At 55.5% G+C, this 15,423-nt stretch carries 14 protein-coding genes and 2 tRNA genes; 9 read left to right on the forward strand and 7 right to left on the reverse strand.

The window, feature by feature from the left end; all coding sequences use genetic code 11:
• The first annotated feature begins 120 nt into the window (after window positions 1-120).
• From VF684_RS20365 to VF684_RS20375, 3 genes are all read left to right on the forward strand, one after another.
• On the forward strand, window positions 121-921 hold the full coding sequence (locus VF684_RS20365; protein ID WP_139441994.1) for a putative RNA methyltransferase: 801 nt from the start codon (window positions 121-123) through the stop codon (window positions 919-921).
• A 337-nt stretch (window positions 922-1,258) separates the two neighbouring features.
• Window positions 1,259-2,341, forward strand: coding sequence for a porin (locus VF684_RS20370; protein WP_139441993.1), 1,083 nt, complete (start codon window positions 1,259-1,261; stop codon window positions 2,339-2,341).
• Between the two features lie 173 nt (window positions 2,342-2,514).
• Window positions 2,515-3,150 (forward strand): murein L,D-transpeptidase catalytic domain family protein, encoded by a 636-nt coding sequence (locus tag VF684_RS20375; protein WP_139441992.1) that lies wholly within the window; start codon window positions 2,515-2,517, stop codon window positions 3,148-3,150.
• Window positions 3,151-3,227: 77 nt separating this feature from the next.
• Here VF684_RS20375 and VF684_RS20380 read toward each other — a convergent pair whose 3' ends face one another.
• On the reverse strand, window positions 3,228-3,659 hold the full coding sequence (locus VF684_RS20380; RefSeq protein ID WP_005335309.1) for a universal stress protein: 432 nt from the start codon (window positions 3,657-3,659) through the stop codon (window positions 3,228-3,230).
• A gap of 188 nt (window positions 3,660-3,847) precedes the next feature.
• Between VF684_RS20380 and VF684_RS20385 the strand changes: the two genes are divergently transcribed.
• Window positions 3,848-4,591 carry a substrate-binding periplasmic protein gene (locus tag VF684_RS20385; RefSeq protein ID WP_139441991.1) on the forward strand — a complete coding sequence of 248 codons (744 nt, stop codon included), beginning with the start codon at window positions 3,848-3,850 and terminating at the stop codon, window positions 4,589-4,591.
• A gap of 120 nt (window positions 4,592-4,711) precedes the next feature.
• On the opposite strand, the gene VF684_RS20390 is transcribed toward VF684_RS20385, so the two are convergent.
• Entirely contained in the window at window positions 4,712-5,164 is a 453-nt protein-coding gene (locus tag VF684_RS20390; protein ID WP_139442011.1) for an RNA methyltransferase, read from the reverse strand.
• 204 nt (window positions 5,165-5,368) lie between these two features.
• Between VF684_RS20390 and VF684_RS20395 the strand changes: the two genes are divergently transcribed.
• Together VF684_RS20395 and VF684_RS20400 are read left to right on the forward strand one after the other, a co-directional pair.
• On the forward strand, window positions 5,369-6,460 hold the full coding sequence (locus tag VF684_RS20395) for a PfkB family carbohydrate kinase (protein WP_376899777.1): 1,092 nt from the start codon (window positions 5,369-5,371) through the stop codon (window positions 6,458-6,460).
• Window positions 6,454-7,362: a pseudouridine-5'-phosphate glycosidase gene (locus VF684_RS20400; protein WP_257700949.1), complete on the forward strand. Its 909-nt coding sequence runs from the start codon at window positions 6,454-6,456 to the stop codon at window positions 7,360-7,362. The genes VF684_RS20395 and VF684_RS20400 overlap by 7 nt, the downstream gene beginning before the upstream one ends.
• A gap of 86 nt (window positions 7,363-7,448) precedes the next feature.
• Here VF684_RS20400 and VF684_RS20405 read toward each other — a convergent pair whose 3' ends face one another.
• The 5 genes from VF684_RS20405 to VF684_RS20425 all read right to left on the reverse strand — a co-directional run bounded on the left by VF684_RS20405 (window position 7,449) and on the right by VF684_RS20425 (window position 10,381).
• Window positions 7,449-8,174, reverse strand: a complete 726-nt coding sequence (locus tag VF684_RS20405) for a carbonic anhydrase (RefSeq protein ID WP_376900305.1) — start codon at window positions 8,172-8,174, stop codon at window positions 7,449-7,451.
• 350 nt (window positions 8,175-8,524) lie between these two features.
• Window positions 8,525-9,799, reverse strand: coding sequence for an alpha/beta hydrolase (locus VF684_RS20410; protein ID WP_139730828.1), 1,275 nt, complete (start codon window positions 9,797-9,799; stop codon window positions 8,525-8,527).
• A gap of 130 nt (window positions 9,800-9,929) precedes the next feature.
• Entirely contained in the window at window positions 9,930-10,142 is a 213-nt protein-coding gene (locus VF684_RS20415) for a hypothetical protein (RefSeq protein WP_155396138.1), read from the reverse strand.
• An 83-nt stretch (window positions 10,143-10,225) separates the two neighbouring features.
• A tRNA-Asn gene (locus VF684_RS20420) sits at window positions 10,226-10,301 on the reverse strand.
• A 4-nt stretch (window positions 10,302-10,305) separates the two neighbouring features.
• Window positions 10,306-10,381, reverse strand: a tRNA-Phe gene (locus VF684_RS20425).
• Between the two features lie 723 nt (window positions 10,382-11,104).
• Here VF684_RS20425 and VF684_RS20430 point away from each other — a divergent pair.
• The 3 genes from VF684_RS20430 to VF684_RS20440 form a co-directional block, all read left to right on the forward strand.
• Entirely contained in the window at window positions 11,105-12,262 is a 1,158-nt protein-coding gene (locus tag VF684_RS20430) for a tyrosine-type recombinase/integrase (RefSeq protein ID WP_376899774.1), read from the forward strand.
• Window positions 12,263-12,306: 44 nt separating this feature from the next.
• Window positions 12,307-14,607, forward strand: coding sequence for a DUF927 domain-containing protein (locus VF684_RS20435; RefSeq protein WP_167562319.1), 2,301 nt, complete (start codon window positions 12,307-12,309; stop codon window positions 14,605-14,607).
• Between the two features lie 325 nt (window positions 14,608-14,932).
• Window positions 14,933-15,423: PD-(D/E)XK nuclease family protein (locus VF684_RS20440; RefSeq protein WP_440174382.1), on the forward strand; the 491-nt coding region annotated here is incomplete at its 3' end.

Here is a 15,423-nt window from a genome sequence, read left to right on the forward strand (position 1 = left end):
CCTTTCAACACGTAATTGGGACAGAGCCATAAAAAAGGCTGCTACGGCAGCCTTTTTTGATCCTCTCCCCTATAATCCCGAACGCCCTTCACTGTTCCGGCATTCGCCCAGAGAGTTACTATGCACCTTCAATGTCCCCGTTGCCGCAGTCCGCTCCATCTTCATGAAGCCTCCCAGGGACGCTATTGCGACAACAAGCATCACTTCGATCCGGCACCGGAAGGTTATCTGGATCTCATCCCCGGCAAGAAAAACCCCAAAGACAGCGACAGCCGTGCCCTGATGCGCGCCAAGCACCATTTCCTGGAAGCCGGCCACCAACTGCCGCTGGTTGAGGCCATGGCCGCTCTACTCGCTCCGCTGGCCTCACAAGAGCTGGTCCATCTTGGATGCGGTGAAGGCTACTACTGCCGCGCGCTGGCAGAGCGCCTGCCCGGCTGGCAGTTTGCTGGGGTTGATATCGCTAAGAACACCATCTTTGCCGCCAAAAAAGCACAGCCGGACGGCCAGTTTGTCATTGCCGATCCCGCTCGCGCGCCGTTGCAACCGGGCTCGGTGCAGGTGCTGCTGGTCAACGATCTCAAGGTCAAGACCGAGCAGCTGGTCAGCTGGCTGGCCCCCGGTGGCTATCTGCTCTATCTGCAGCCAGGCCCGCGCCATCAGTGGCAATTGCGGGTCAGCCTCAACCCGGTGAGCATGGAACACTCCCTCAGCTGGCCAACCCTCGGTGGCCTCAATCCGGTGGCTCAACAGCGCTGCCAGTTCAGCCTCACCATGGATCAGGCCATGCGCAGCTTTATTCTGGAGACCAGCCGTCTTGGCTGGCGGGCAACCGGTGAGCAGCGTCACGCTTTCGCTCAACAGGGCCCGAATGAACTGGAACAGGATCTGCTGCTGACCCTGTGGCAAAAGCCCCTCTGATCATTGGGGGGAGCCTTGTAAGGCTCCTCCCGTTTTTTCCCCGCCCCCATTCTCCCCTGCGTGATCTAGCTCACAACTTGAGCCATCGACCTTGTTGCTCAGAACAGTCTTGATGTCAAAAAAGTCACTAGAAAATAATTCATTGAATTTAATCTCTTTTTATCTTGTCAAAAACCGTCACATCCAGTCTTGATAACGACCTCGCCACCTCAATTAAACAACGATGGATTCAGCCCCAGTCAAGGTTGGGGCGCCTACCGTGTGGCTATCGGACCATTTCCGATTTCACAGAACCGACAACAAGTTCGGAAGTGTTTACATCAGAGGAATAACGCATATGAAGAAGTCTGCACTGACTATTGCCATCTCCAGCCTGCTGCTGGCGAGCGGCGCCCATGCTGCTACCGTTTACAACCAGAACGATACCAAGCTGGAGATCGGTGGCCGTGCTCAGGGCATGTACTACGGCACTGACGACAACGGCTCCGAAGGAGACCAGAGCTATTTCCGTGTAAACATGCGCGGTGAAACCAAGATCGCCCCCGAAATGAAGGCGTTCGGCTTTGCCGAGTACAACCTGCCGACTTCCGGTTCTGACAACGACGAGCTGCGTTATGCCTATGCCGGCATCAAGCACGATCGTTTCGGCGCATTCAGCTACGGTCGTCAGGATGGTCTGTTCCGCATCGTGAACGACTACACCGACGTACTGCCCGAGTGGGGCGGTGACGGCCTGGGTAAAGGCACCGAAGTATTCGGTACCGGCCGTACCAACGGTCTGGCCCAGTACCTGTACACCTACAATGGCCTGACCCTGGGTGCCCAGTTCACCGGCAACAATGATCCGCAGAATGCCGATCGCTCCAACTTCAACACCAATGGCACAACTTGGAACAAGAAAGGTTCCAAAGAAGGTTTTGCTGTAGCTGCCTCCTATGACTTCGATATGGGTCTGGGCCTGTCAGCTGCCTACAACCAGGCTGGCAAGACCGATGAACAAGCTCAATTCGCTGCCTTCGGTGGCGACAAGGATGCCAAGCTGATGGGCTTTGGTGCCAAGTACGCTGTAGGTGACCTCTACCTGGCTGCAACCTACTCCCACGGTGAGAACCACCTGTTCGTGAACAACGGCTACGCTGAGAAGCACGACGGTTACGAAGCTGTAGCCCAGTACACCATCGGCAAGTTCAAGCCTTCTCTGGCCTACCTGCGCACTGATGTAAAAGATACCGCTCACGGTATCGATGATACCTACACCGAGTACGTATCTATCGGTGCCTGGTACAACTTCACCGAGAACTTCAACGCCTACGTTGATTACAAGCTGAACCTGCTGGACTCCGTAAATGGCAAGTCCACCAACTCTCTGGGCCAGAACACTGACGACGTAGTCGCGGTTGCTCTGCAGTACAACTTCTAAGTAATTGGAAGTCAGTTATACCCTGTGATACCAATGTCTACTGTTTGAATGACTTCCGGCCGCTCTGCGGCCGGTTTTTTATTGCGCGATTTCAGGACCTTGCATATAACTATCGAGCGGATTGATGGCAATATCCGCGTCGTTGACAGGGAGTGACAAGGAGATATTCACGGATGAGACAAGCGCGCGGTAACATAGACTGGCAACGCGGGTGGCTGTTGTTGCCACTGCTGTTGATATCGCTCATCTGGAGCAGCACGGCAGATGCCAGCTGGGATCAGAACCTCTATCGTCAACTGGGTCTGGCCGGCAAGCTGGATAAACAGACCTTTCGTCAGGCCCTCAACAGTTATCAAACCGTGCGCCACAAACGCAAACCCATTCTCACCATCATCGATTACAGCAAGCCATCCACCCAGCGCAGGCTGTTTGTCATCGATATGAAACGCCACAAGCTGCTCTATCACACTTGGGTCAGTCATGGCCGCAACTCAGGTGAACTGGCAGCAAAACACTTTTCCAACCAGCTCAACTCCCGCCAAAGTTCCCTTGGCGTCTATCGCACCGCAGAAACCTATCTGGGCAAACATGGCTACTCCCTGCGGCTGGACGGGCTCAGCCCTGGCAAGAACAGCAATGCCCGCAAGCGTGCCATCGTGGTACATGGCGCCGCCTATGCCAGCCCGACCCATCTGCGCAAATATGACAAGCTGGGCCGCAGTTGGGGTTGCCCCGCCCTGCCCAAAGAGCAGGCCAGGGCCATCATAGATACCATCAAGGGGGGGAGTGTCATCTACGCCCACGGCTAGCGGGCACAACACCAGAAAACGCAAGGCCAGCAATCGCTGGCCTTGTTTGTTACGCTTTTCACACTAAACGTGGCGCGTTATTGGCGCACCACCAGTACCGGACAGGGTGCATGACGCACCACAGACTCGGCGACACTGCCTACCAGCAGATGGCTGATACCGGAGCGACCGTGGCTGCCCATCACGATCAGCTCAACCTCATCCTCCTTGGCCTGAATGACAATTTCATCGGCGGCGCGGCCAAAGCGAATATCAAAGGTGGCCGGGATCGGCAGGGTGGCAACCAGCTCTTTGAGCTGGGTTCTGGCCTGACGCTCCATCTCGTGAGTGATCTCGATGGCCGTCATATGAAGGATCTTGTAACTGTCAAAACCGTGCAGTTGATCAACCACGTGGATCAGCTTGAGCTGGGCCTGATGGCTCTGTGCCATGAAAACGGCATAGTCGAGTACCGCGCGAGACATTTGGGAAAAATCGACTGGACAGAGCAGAGTCTTGATCGATGGCATAATGCAGTCTCCTCTACTGATTGGGGTGCTATTGAATCTTTACTCGATCATAACGATCCGACCGCAAATAACCCTCGACCCTGTCGCAAAATGGAGATGCGAGATGTTTTCTCCGCCCGCCGCGATAGATGCATGGTATAAATCAGGTGATAAATGCTCTCCTCACCCCTGCGAGGATATTGCTGACCATGCTGCGCATCGGTTGTTTGCTGCTTTGCTCTCTGTGTGCGATCGCCCACGCTCGCACAGCTGATGTTCACGTCTATTGCGATGGCTGGCCCGGTTTCTGCCAACCGGATGGCCGCGGTATCTATCTCGATCTGGTGCGAACCATCTACCAACCCCATGGCTACAAGATCGTGCCCCATATCGTGCCCTACAAACGCGCCGTCGCCATGGTAGCCAGGCAAGAGGGGGATATGGCGATGAGTGTCTATCTGGACGAGATCAAGGGGGTCAAGCAGCCCCATCAGCCAGCCTCCGCAGATGATGTGACCGTCTTCATGCTCAAGCAGTGGCAGCCGCAATGGCGGGGAGAGCGCAGCCTCGAGGGAGAGACCGTGCTCTGGCGGCGAGGATGGGTGCTGGATAAATATCTTCCGGTCACCATGCGGTGGCACGAGATCGACAACCATGAGATGGCCCTGCAGCTGATTGGCAAGGGGCGCTATCGCTATTACCTGACAGCTGGCGTGCTCCATGCAGCCGATGAGACCCCGGCCAATATGTACCGCACCATTTTGCGCTGGATACCGACTTACCCCATTTTTGCCGATACCGAGCAGGGCGACCGGCTACTGCAGCTGTGGGATCAGGAGATGGTGAATCTGATCCGTCGCGGCACGCTGGCCGAGATATATCGCCGTTATCACCTCTATGACTACTATCGCGACTTTCTCGAGGAACAGGCGGCCAAGGCAGGCGAAAACTGATCCCGCCATAGGGGAAAGAGAAGGATGCCGCAGCCGCGTCAACAGCAGCCACCGCCAGCAACCAGCCCATAAGCAACACCGTCTCCATTGTGGTTTGAGTCACCGTTGCCACACCACAACTCAGGGTTGCCGGAACCCCTTCGCCAATCGGTCATAGAGGATCACATTGACCGAGGCGGCCAGATTCATGCAGCCCTGAGTCGGCACATAAACCACATCTTTCACCGCGCCATAGAGCTTGGGATCCAGGGTGCCATCCTCCGGCCCGAAGATATAAAAAGCACGTTCCGGATGGACATAGTCGGGAAGCGGCGTAGCGCCGTCGATCAGATCGACCACCACGGGAACACACCCTTCCGGCATGAATTGCAGCAGGTCATCAACCCCGAGCAGCGGGATCTTCTCCACCATCTGCTTGGTATCGGTGGCAAAGCGGCGCGCCAGCTCGAAGCGGTTGCCGGTGTAGTAGACCTCATCCACCCCGTAGCAACCCGCAGCCCGCATCACTGAGCCGACATTTTCCGGAGACTTGGGATTGACCAACCCCACGCAGCAGAATGCACTCTTTTCCATCATCTCTCCTCATCTTGCGGCGGCCATTATAAGCCGTTGCAGGGCCACCGACCCGTTAAAAGTCCCCTCCCCGGCTAAACCGCTTGCCAACCCAGCTTTGAATGTCGATTTTTTGTGCGCAAGCCAACAAATTTTGTACAAGCTGATAGCCAGCAAACGTTTCCCAGCAATAATGGACAAACGTTTGTAAATGGATGTTTGTCTATGACTGAGCGTGAACAAGAGATCCTAGCCCAGCTGCGTCAGGATCCCATGATTGCCCAGCAGGAGCTGGCCGATCGCCTTGGCATCAGTCGCTCCGCGCTGGCCAGCCACATCTCAAGCCTGATCCGGCAGGGATATGTGCAAGGCAGAGGTTATGTACTGCGAGAGGGCCCCTACGTGGTGGTGATCGGCGGTGCCAATATGGATATTTGCGGCACCAGCCACGACAACCTGCTGCTCGGCGACTCCAACCCGGGCAAGGTGCGCACCTCGGCCGGTGGTGTTGGCCGCAATATCGCCGAGAATCTGGCGCGGCTCGGCAGTGATACCCGGCTGCTGACCGCAGTCGGCAACGACCAGTATGGCCACCATCTATTGGAAGTGAGCCAGCGGGCTGGCGTCGATGTGCGCCAGACTCTGGTGCTCGATGGCCACGCCACCTCCTGTTATCTCAGCCTGCATGATGGCAGCGGCGAAATGAGCTGCGCCATCAATGACATGGCCATCATAGAGCAGCTCACCCCTGCCCGCCTGACCCCCCTCGCAGGCTTTCTCGGCGGCGCCCGGCTCTGGGTGCTCGACACCAATCTGGCCATCCACACCCTCGACTGGTTGTTTGAACGGCAAGGTGAGCACGCCATCTTTGTCGATACCGTTTCGGTGGCCAAGGTGGAGAAGATCCGCCCCTGGCTTGGCAAGATCCACACCCTCAAACCCAATCGCAGCGAGGCCGAGCAGCTGTGCGGCATAACCATCGCCGGGCCCGAAACCTGGCCCATGGTGGCCGCCTGGTTCCACCGCGCCGGGGTCAAGCGGCTGTTTCTCAGTCTGGGTGAACAGGGGATCTTCTACAGCGATGGCGAGCAGCAGGGCCACCTGCCGGTGCTGGGCAGTCCGGTGCTCAACGTCACCGGCGGCGGGGATGCCTTTATGGCTGGCCTCGCCCACGCCTGGCTGCAAGAGCTCGACATTGCCCAGACCACCCGCTTTGCCCTGGGCTGCGCCGCCCTCACCGTCAATTGTTCCGATACCGTTTTTTCCGGTCTGAGCAAGACCGCCGTTGACCGCATACTGGAGGAGTACTCATGCTGAACGCTTACCTCGATATCCAACCGGAAGTTGCTGCCGCGCTGGCCGCCGGCAAACCGGTCGTCGCCCTCGAATCAACCATCATCTCCCACGGCATGCCCTATCCGCAGAACGTGGAGACGGCCCGTCAGGTTGAACAGGTGGTGCGCGACAACGGCGCCATTCCGGCGACCATCGCCATCCTCGACGGCCGCCTCAAGGTGGGTCTCGATGCCGGTGCGCTGGAAGCGCTCGGCCGGGCTGGCCACGATGTGACCAAGTGCAGCCGCCGCGACATTCCGTTCGTGCTGGCACGCAAAGGGATGGGGGCCACCACGGTCGCCTCCACCATGATCATCGCCGCCATGGCGGGGATCCGGGTCTTTGCCACCGGTGGTATCGGCGGGGTACATCGCGGCGCGCAGGAGACCTTCGATATATCGGCCGACCTGCAGGAGCTGGCCCAGACACCGGTGGCCGTAGTCTGCGCCGGTGCCAAGTCGATCCTCGATATCGGGCTGACCCTGGAGTATCTGGAGACCCAGGGCGTACCGGTGATCGGCTATCAAACTGAGGAGCTGCCCGCCTTCTACACCCGCGAGAGCGGCTTCAAGGTCGATTATCGCCTCGATACCCCGGCAGCTATCGCCGAGGCGCTGCGCCTCAAGTGGGAGCTGGGACTGGCGGGCGGCGCCGTGGTGGCCAACCCCATCCCGAGCGCACACGCCATGCCAAAAGCCGATATCGACGCAGCCATTGCCCAAGCGCTGCGTGAAGCCGATGAGCAGGGGATCAAGGGCAAGGCGTCAACCCCCTTCCTGCTGGCTCGCGTCTGCGAGCTGACTGGCGGCAACTCGCTGGCGGCCAATATCCAGCTGGTACTGAACAACGCGGCGCTCGGTGCCCGCATCGCCGCCAGCCTCTGATCGCTCGCCGATACCTCGCCATGTAAGAGAGGGCCTCGCGGCCCTCTTGTTGTTTTTGCTATCTGCAACGCTATTGCAACGCTGTGTTATTGCAGTACCACGCGCCCATTGAGGGGCTGCACCGGCCGATTATTGGGGTGGTGCATCACCGCCTTGAAGGCGTCGATCTGGGCCAGACTGACCTCAACCGGCTGCTTCATCACCAACCAGCGCACTCCTTCCGAGCAGGGGGGCGTGGTGAGGGAACCGCTGAAGCGATAGTAGTCACGATTCTCGGGCAGCAGTTGCTCAGCAGAGAGCGGCGCCTTGAGGGCCTGGGTCTCCCCCACCTTGGCCGGTAATGCACTCCAGGCTGCCGCCAGCACCGGATTGGCCTTGCCAGCCTCGAACATCACCGCCACCACGGCGATCTCTCCCTTGTCACTGACGTGTACCAGATGCCCTTCCAGCGGATAGGATGTGCCCTCGATGAGGTTTTCACTCGGGGCGTGGAAGTGGAACTGCTTGAGTTCAAACCTAGTGCCATCGAGTTGCAAGGTGCTACCCGGGGCATAACCGACCTGCACGGTATGACCGTTGTTGACCACTGTATTGCCACCCCCCTGATAGTGGAGTACCAGCGGGGCCAGTTTGGCCTCGACCAATCCGTTCAGGTCAACCGGCGACTGATTGCTGCCCGCACACTGACCAAACTCAGGGGTCAGCTTGGCCCAGTGGGAAGGCCCCGCCTCACCGCTATATTCCCAATGGGGGGTGGCGGCAAACACGACAGGGCACAGCAACAGGGAGCAGGCCAACAGAGACTTTCTCATCATACATCCTTATCTTGATTGAAAAGCACGACCATCCCCTCCCCCGGATAGCGGGGCATGCAGAGATGGCATATCAGATACGCGGAATACAGAGCATCGGAGCGACTTTCTAATGGTAACGAGCACGAGCTGGTCAATCGATTTGACCGCGGCTCAATACAGAGTCGTTTGGCAAGTATATGGTGAGGGATCGGCAGAGACAGTGAAAGAGGGGGAAATTAATCAGCCGGCTATCCACTCATCCTCTGGCAGGTGCGGGACAAGGTTCAGGGAGTCACGCTTTCATAACAACCATCCATCACAACCATCGCGGGAGTCCGAGCTCTCGCGATGGTTGACGATAACGGCAATTAACGGTCGCGATTCAACGCGATCAGGCGCTCAAGAATCGCTTCACCATCGGCACGCAAACCGTTGTGCTCATATTCATTGGTGATCCAGGCGCGACTGTTGCCAAGGCCACGCAGGGTCTCGCGACTGTAGTCAAACTCCACATACATATCCTCGGCATAAACGGCGCAGGCTACCGGCACCTGGTTGCGGGCCAGCTGGGCCGGGTCATAGAGCGCCCCCCAGTCCGCCTTGTTGGCCAGCAGATGGGCCGCCTCTTTCAGGGGCAGCAACTCGCGGAACTGCTCGAACATCCAGGGGTAAATCATCTCGCCGGTGAAGGCGAAATCCTTGCCGGGTGCCCAGTTCACCGCCGGGAATTCCACTCTGACCCGCTCCGCCGCCCAGCGAGTCGCCTCCCCTTCGGCGTAGATAGCCTCGTGCAGGATGGCAAACAGCGGGTTGGTATTGAATGGCTGCATGCTCTGCACCTGATAGAGAAAGGCCGGGCTCAGCTTGTCGCCGATAAAGGCCTCTTCCAGCAGGTAATAAAGCTCCTCGAAAGCACCCGTGGCGCCGAGATCCAGCCCTTGCTGCTGGAACTGCTCCACCGTCAGGCGCTGGCCGTTGGGCAGCCGCACATCGTGCTGGTGCAGATGGTTGGCCAGCCGGTTGGCAATCCCCTGAGCGTGGGGGAAGCGGGCGAAGAAAGCACGGTTCTTGTCGGCCACCCGCTGATAGGTAGCACGGTAAACCTCCTCGGCACTGCGGCCGATCGGTGCGATACCGCCGGTGATATAGACCTCCCGCAGACTGTCGGGGAAAAGCGATAGATAGGTCAGGCAGCAAAAACCACCAAAGCTTTGCCCCAGCAGGCTCCAGCGATGCTTGGGGCTGAGCTCCTGCCGGATGAACTCGGCATCTTGCACTATGCTGTCGGCGCGAAAATGGCCGAGATACTCCGCCTGCTCGGCCGGTGTCATTTTGGCCAGAATCTGCCCGTGAATGGGGCTCGACATCCCGGTGCCACGCTGATCCAGCAGCAGCACTCGGAACTCCTGCAACGCCCGCTTGAGCCAGCCACTGTTGGCCGTCGGGCGCGGCGCCCCGAATCCCGGCCCACCTTGCAGAAACAGCAGCCAGGGCAACTTCTCATCGAGCTTGTCTTTGCGGCAGAGGGTGCGGGCAAACAGGGTAATGCTGTCGCCATCAGGCTCATCATGATCGAGGGGAACAGTAAAAAAGTGCGGCTCGCAATGAATGCCGTCCAGTACATAGCTCAAGGGGCTGTTCATCTGGGATCTCTCCGTCAGGATGGGAACATCATTGATCCCATCATATCCCCGCCCGGCCACAGGGTCACTCCAGTTTTCCAAAATGTTAACAATGGCTTAAAGGTCGAAACATCACCCGACAAGCCGCTCTTCAACGCTGCTGAATTAATTGTTTTGCGGGGGAGATTGACGCCATGGCGCCATTCAACAAAGATGGCTCGCCTGCACAGGAGTGCAGCCATTCAGGCCGACAAAATGGATAAGGGAATGTGATGAAACCGAAGTGGATCAGGGCCAGAAAAAGAGAGAAGAAGCCATGCCCTGGCAGCATGTTGCAGACCGGAATGCTGCTGTTCAGTGCCACCTGTGGCGCGACGCTCTTTTTGGCAGCATGCAACAGCAACTAGAAATGAAAAAGCCCGCTCGATTGAGCGGGCTTTTCGAATTTGGCTCCTCCTACTGGACTTGAACCAGTGACATACGGATTAACAGTCCGCCGTTCTACCGACTGAACTAAGGAGGAATTGTGGTGCCCAGAGACGGAATCGAACCGCCGACACGGGGATTTTCAATCCCCTGCTCTACCGACTGAGCTATCTGGGCAACGGCGCGCATTAAACCCTTTCTGGACTGGGGTGTCAACCTTGTAGCCCCAGTTTTTGGCCTGTTTTTGCATAGGGTGAACTAAGTGGCGAGATAGTGTGCAAGGAGCCCCTGACTCAACACCCGGATCCGGTTGTCGGCAGGTTCTGCTATCGAGGATTTTTCCCTTTATAGAATTGCCTTTTCGCTCTCTCACACATTCGGTTCCTCCAACAAGTGAGCCCATTTTTTGTCAAAAAACGGATGAACTAACCTGCATGTTTTTTGTGCGCTGAAAAGTTACCAGAAATTGACCAGACAAGGTTTGCTGTGTCGCTGCCTCTGTACCTCCGGTCGTCAGCTCCTCAGCGTCCCTGTGAAGAAGAGAAGTGATGGTGTTTCGGCGGGGGAACTCAAATTTATTGTGACAAAAATCACAAAAACTCAATCTCGATTACACCTCTTTTTGAGCCTCAAATGACGATTTTTGCTTTGTGGGCGTACACAGATCCCCCTGAAGATAAGGAGCATTTGTCGTTAGAAGCACAAAGTCGCTCTCCAGAAGGCGATCTGATGTTCGCCTCCGAATCGCCTTCATATGGCTGCCTTTAGGGTCCTCAACTACAAACAAATTCATTAAATATCAATAATATGGCTGCATTTGGTGCTGTTGTGATTTGAGGGGGGATATGCAAAAACTTTCCAGTCACCGTCATCCCGGCGGTTATGGTTAGAGAGGTAGTTGTGAGCAGCGAAGTGTCAACGCCAACTGCTAAACGCAGGCTGGGGTCGTGTGGAGAACACGTCTCCAAACAAAAAGAGGTGAAAGACGAGTACGTCCCTTGGCTCGCATGGGTCACATATCAATCTAGTGCCAGGGTCGGCTACTTCAATGTGCACAGAAACAATCAGCGTTATCGGTTTAAGATCGCGAGCACCAGTGAGGCTAGCCTCAAAGTGATACGCGATAAAGCACGTAAACTGATGGCGGAGCTCATCACAGATCCGGATGGATTCAAACAAGCCTATCGCGCTAGTTTATCGGTAGAGCGCTTCATTTATGATGATTACCTACCCGCAGTGCAGGAAACTCATCTTTCTATCAGGACTATTAAGTCCCGTATAAAGCCAATCGTGGCAGCTTTAGGGCACAAGCCACTGAACCGTGTCATTCGTGATGATATCGAGCGCTTTCAAGCGGAGCAAGCTAAAACCAAATCTGTTGCTACGGTGAATCGCTACCTAGCACAGATCAAGGCTATTGCGACCTTCGCAGTGGAGCGCGGCATACTCAAATCGTCTCCCGCAGCAGATATCCCCGCCAAATACGAGCCTGTCCTGCCTCCCAAAGGCTTACCCGATGAGGCAGTCAATAAGCTGGTCGCTCGCTTGATGGAAGACATTGACGAGGAAAAGGCTCGTCTGTTGCTGTTCCTGTTCGCAACGGGCTCCCGGATGGGAGAGGCCAGGGCTCTAAAGCTGCAGGATTGTAATCTCACCACTCAGATCGCTTATCTACCGACGAGTAAGTCTGGTCGAGAAAGGCTTATACCGCTTAATCAGTTCGCCCTTGAATTGGTTCAGCTTCAGCGCCAGCGCCATGGCACGACTGGCCTGCTGTTTCGTGGCCAGGACGGTGTCTCTCAGATTTCCGAACCTCGGCGGTATTGGTACCGGGTCTGCAATGATTGTGGGCTATCAGAGGTACGCATCCACGATGCCCGTCATACCGTCGCTACTTCACTGCTGAACAAGGGCTGTTCGCTTGATGTACTGCAAAAAGTCCTAGGCCATAGCTCGCCGAGGATGACCGAGCGATACGCCCGCTACCACGATAAGACGCTGGTCAAGGCCGTCGACGCACTACACACCGTATGGGACCTCCCCAACCTCACCTGCTAACAAACTTTAGGAGATGGGGGAGGGAGACTCCCCCATTAAGAATTATGAGTCTTTCAAAAACAAATGATAACTGCAAACAGAAACGTTTATGTTCTATTGAAGAGTCCCTAAATGGGTCTACAGGAGACCCCAATAGTGCTGGTCAGGGTGTATCGCCGACAGGTTCGGCATTAGGCCCCATTCAGGAAGCATCCGCGTCAGAATCGGTGCCTGTCTCTGCTATTGCTCCGGTAGTTCAGCCATCAGAGTCAGCTTTATTAGTATCCAGCGAACCCTATTGCAGCCATCAAAACTTAGCGCTGCAAGAACTGGCGCGTATCCATCAGTGGTCTCAAGAAGCGGCCTATCTGGCATCAGAAGAGGGGCTAGCCCTTAATCAGGGAAAGGGTTCTTCTGAGCGTCCCGTCAGGTCGGATGGTACTCATCTGTCGTATACCATTGATGAACTCCAAACATGGATGAAATCCAGTCTGTTGCCCGAGCACTACGTTGTTAGCCCTGACCTGAAAGTGGTGAACCTTGAAGGAAGGAAGCCCGTTGAGCTGTTCGATACGTTAGTCCTTCCGCTCAATTGCGTTCTTGATAATCACAATCAGTTCAAAGGGTTGGTGTTGGTCTGCATTGGCTATGATGGTAAGCCACACGTCTTTACAGTCCTGCTTGATGATGTCCTGCATGACTTGAAAAGGGTCAAGGTCCAGTTGGGTGAGCTACGTGTTGGGTATTATGGTCATGACGATCGGCAGCTTTCTCGGTTTATGAACCACTGTTCAAGATGTGGCTCAATTGAGCCAATATATCGCGTTGAGCAGGCTGGATTTATCTCTGGAAAGTTGATCTATGTAACGCATGAGACAGTGCTACAGCGAAACATTGGAACCCCGGAAACTAAGCTGAGCTATCAAATCCGTAAAGCATTGCCGCAGCTGAGAGCACAGGGCACCTTGCTGGAATGGGAAGAGTATGTGGCTGGGCCTGTCCGGCCGCTCCCTAGCATGATGTTTCCGATTTTGGCAATGCTTGGGAATGTATTGTTGGACCTCCTGAAGGAAGGGACGGTTATTGTTCACTTTCATGGCCTCAGCTCAGGCGGCAAGACGACTCGGGGGCAGTTGGCACAGAGTGTCGTGGGACGAGCTACTGATCCAAGCAAAGATGGTGGGTCTGCTATCAGGAAGTGGCATGGCACGACGAATTGGCTGTTTGCTGTGGCAAAAAGTCACCACGGTATGGGGCTAGTACTGGATGAGCTTGGGTCACACAACAGCAAAAATTTCGACGCAACCATCTATGCCCTATCCAATGGGAAAACCAAAGGAAGGTGTGAAACGGGTGGGGATGAGAAGGAGGATCAAGGCTCAGCCATCCTCTGTATTATATCCACAGGTGAACTCAGCACAGATGACTATCTGAGGAAAACGGGTGGCAGTGCCAATTCCGGTGTCTATGTGCGGATGCTCAACATCGAGGTTCACCCCGATGATGCGAAATTGCCCGGCGAAACCCTGGCCCAAGCCAAAGCCCGGATTGACCAACTCAAGGCGGCCTGTGGTCAATACTACGGCACAGCCCTTCCGGCTTTGGCACAAGGGCTGTTGAACTTGCCGGAGGCCACTTCTTATGAGGCTTTGCAAGAGTTAGTTCGCAACCGGGTTCATGAGTGTGCCGAGCGCCTGATGCAGATGGTCAATGGCGCGATGGATTCACCTCTGGTTCGTCGTGGCTTGGATTTCTTCGCTATCACGCTGGCTACCGGCTTGTATGGTATCGAGCTGGGTGTGTTGCCCTATACCGAGAATGAGGTGGAGGCCGCCGTGCTTGAGGGCGCCAATCGCTGGGTTGCGTCCTTGGAGGAGCAACTGGATGACGTCACCCGAGCCGCTACCCAATTCAAGAATACGGTAGCGCTCCAACGACATAAAATTCACCTTGGCAAGCCAGCCGTTGTAACGAGGGAGCTCCTAGGCTTCATAGAAGGCGAACGGTGTTACATCTTTAAGGAGCAGTTCGACAAACTGGTTCCGAGCATGGGTGAAGCTGTTAAAGCATGGTTGTTCGATAACCAGTATCTTGAGAGGTATGCACCAGACCGCTATGTAAGAAAGATCAAGGTAGCGGGTGTGGATAGTGGCGTTTACTCGTTCTATTTGAATCGATTGTTTGGCAGTACTGGTGAGGTCGTCAGTAGCCGTGCCGGAGAGAGTGACAGCCTGAAGGGGTCGCTGCCAAAATGCGAACCATCAAAGCGAATTTTTAGCCGATTCTCAAACAGCAAGGCGGGCAGCATCAGCGCCCCCCCCACATCGGAAACACCGGAGGAGACGACACACATCGAGCAGTTTTAAGAGTAAGGGGGGCCAGTGCGAACTGGCCCCTTTGCTTTTATGGGATCCGGTGGCAAAAGCAGGCAGCAAGGAGAGGAACGTTTTAGCAGGCCGAGAAGGCCAGGATGATCTTGTTGCGGAGGTTTGGAGGGCGGCGCAGCCAAAACGGCTCATTGGGTCGCTAAACCGCGATACAGGTGCCTCGCCGGGGGGCCTCAGAATGAACTCAACAACGCAGCCCCAAAATCCCCTGGCTTGATGCTGGTCAGATATTTTATGGCTTGTGCTTGCCCAAATGATGACGTGCGTTATTCTGCCGTGCAGATTCTGCAAAAAGGATAACGAAATGAACGGCATACATCAGAAGGCAGCAGCACTTCTTGAGAACGTTGTTCGCTGGACAGAGGTAACTCGTCGAGCGAAATCACGATATCAGGCTGAGCTAGCACCGGACTTTAGCTTGATGGACTGGTTGAAGAATGACGAGCTAGCACTGTCCCGTTATCTGCGTTTTTTGCTATCCCCCAATGAAAGCCACGGACAGTCAATTTTATTTCTAAAAGGATTCCTCTCCCTTATTGAAAATTTAGGGCATAACAGTCCTATCGCCACGGAAGACTGTTTTCATAAAGCCAGAGTAGATTATGAAGTCATAATTGAAAACGGGAGAAAAATAGACCTCCTATTGACGACACCTAAAGGCATTATTGCTATAGAAAACAAGCCATGGGCAGAGGATCAAGATAACCAGTTAAGAGATTACGCACAATGGCTTAACAAGCTTGGAAAGCCATGGAAGTTAATTTATTTGTGTAATCATGAACCTAGCGAGTCTAG

It is taken from the genome of Aeromonas sp. Lyrl_2, assembly GCF_051948815.1.
GTDB classification, from domain to species: Bacteria; Pseudomonadota; Gammaproteobacteria; order Enterobacterales; family Aeromonadaceae; genus Aeromonas; species Aeromonas veronii.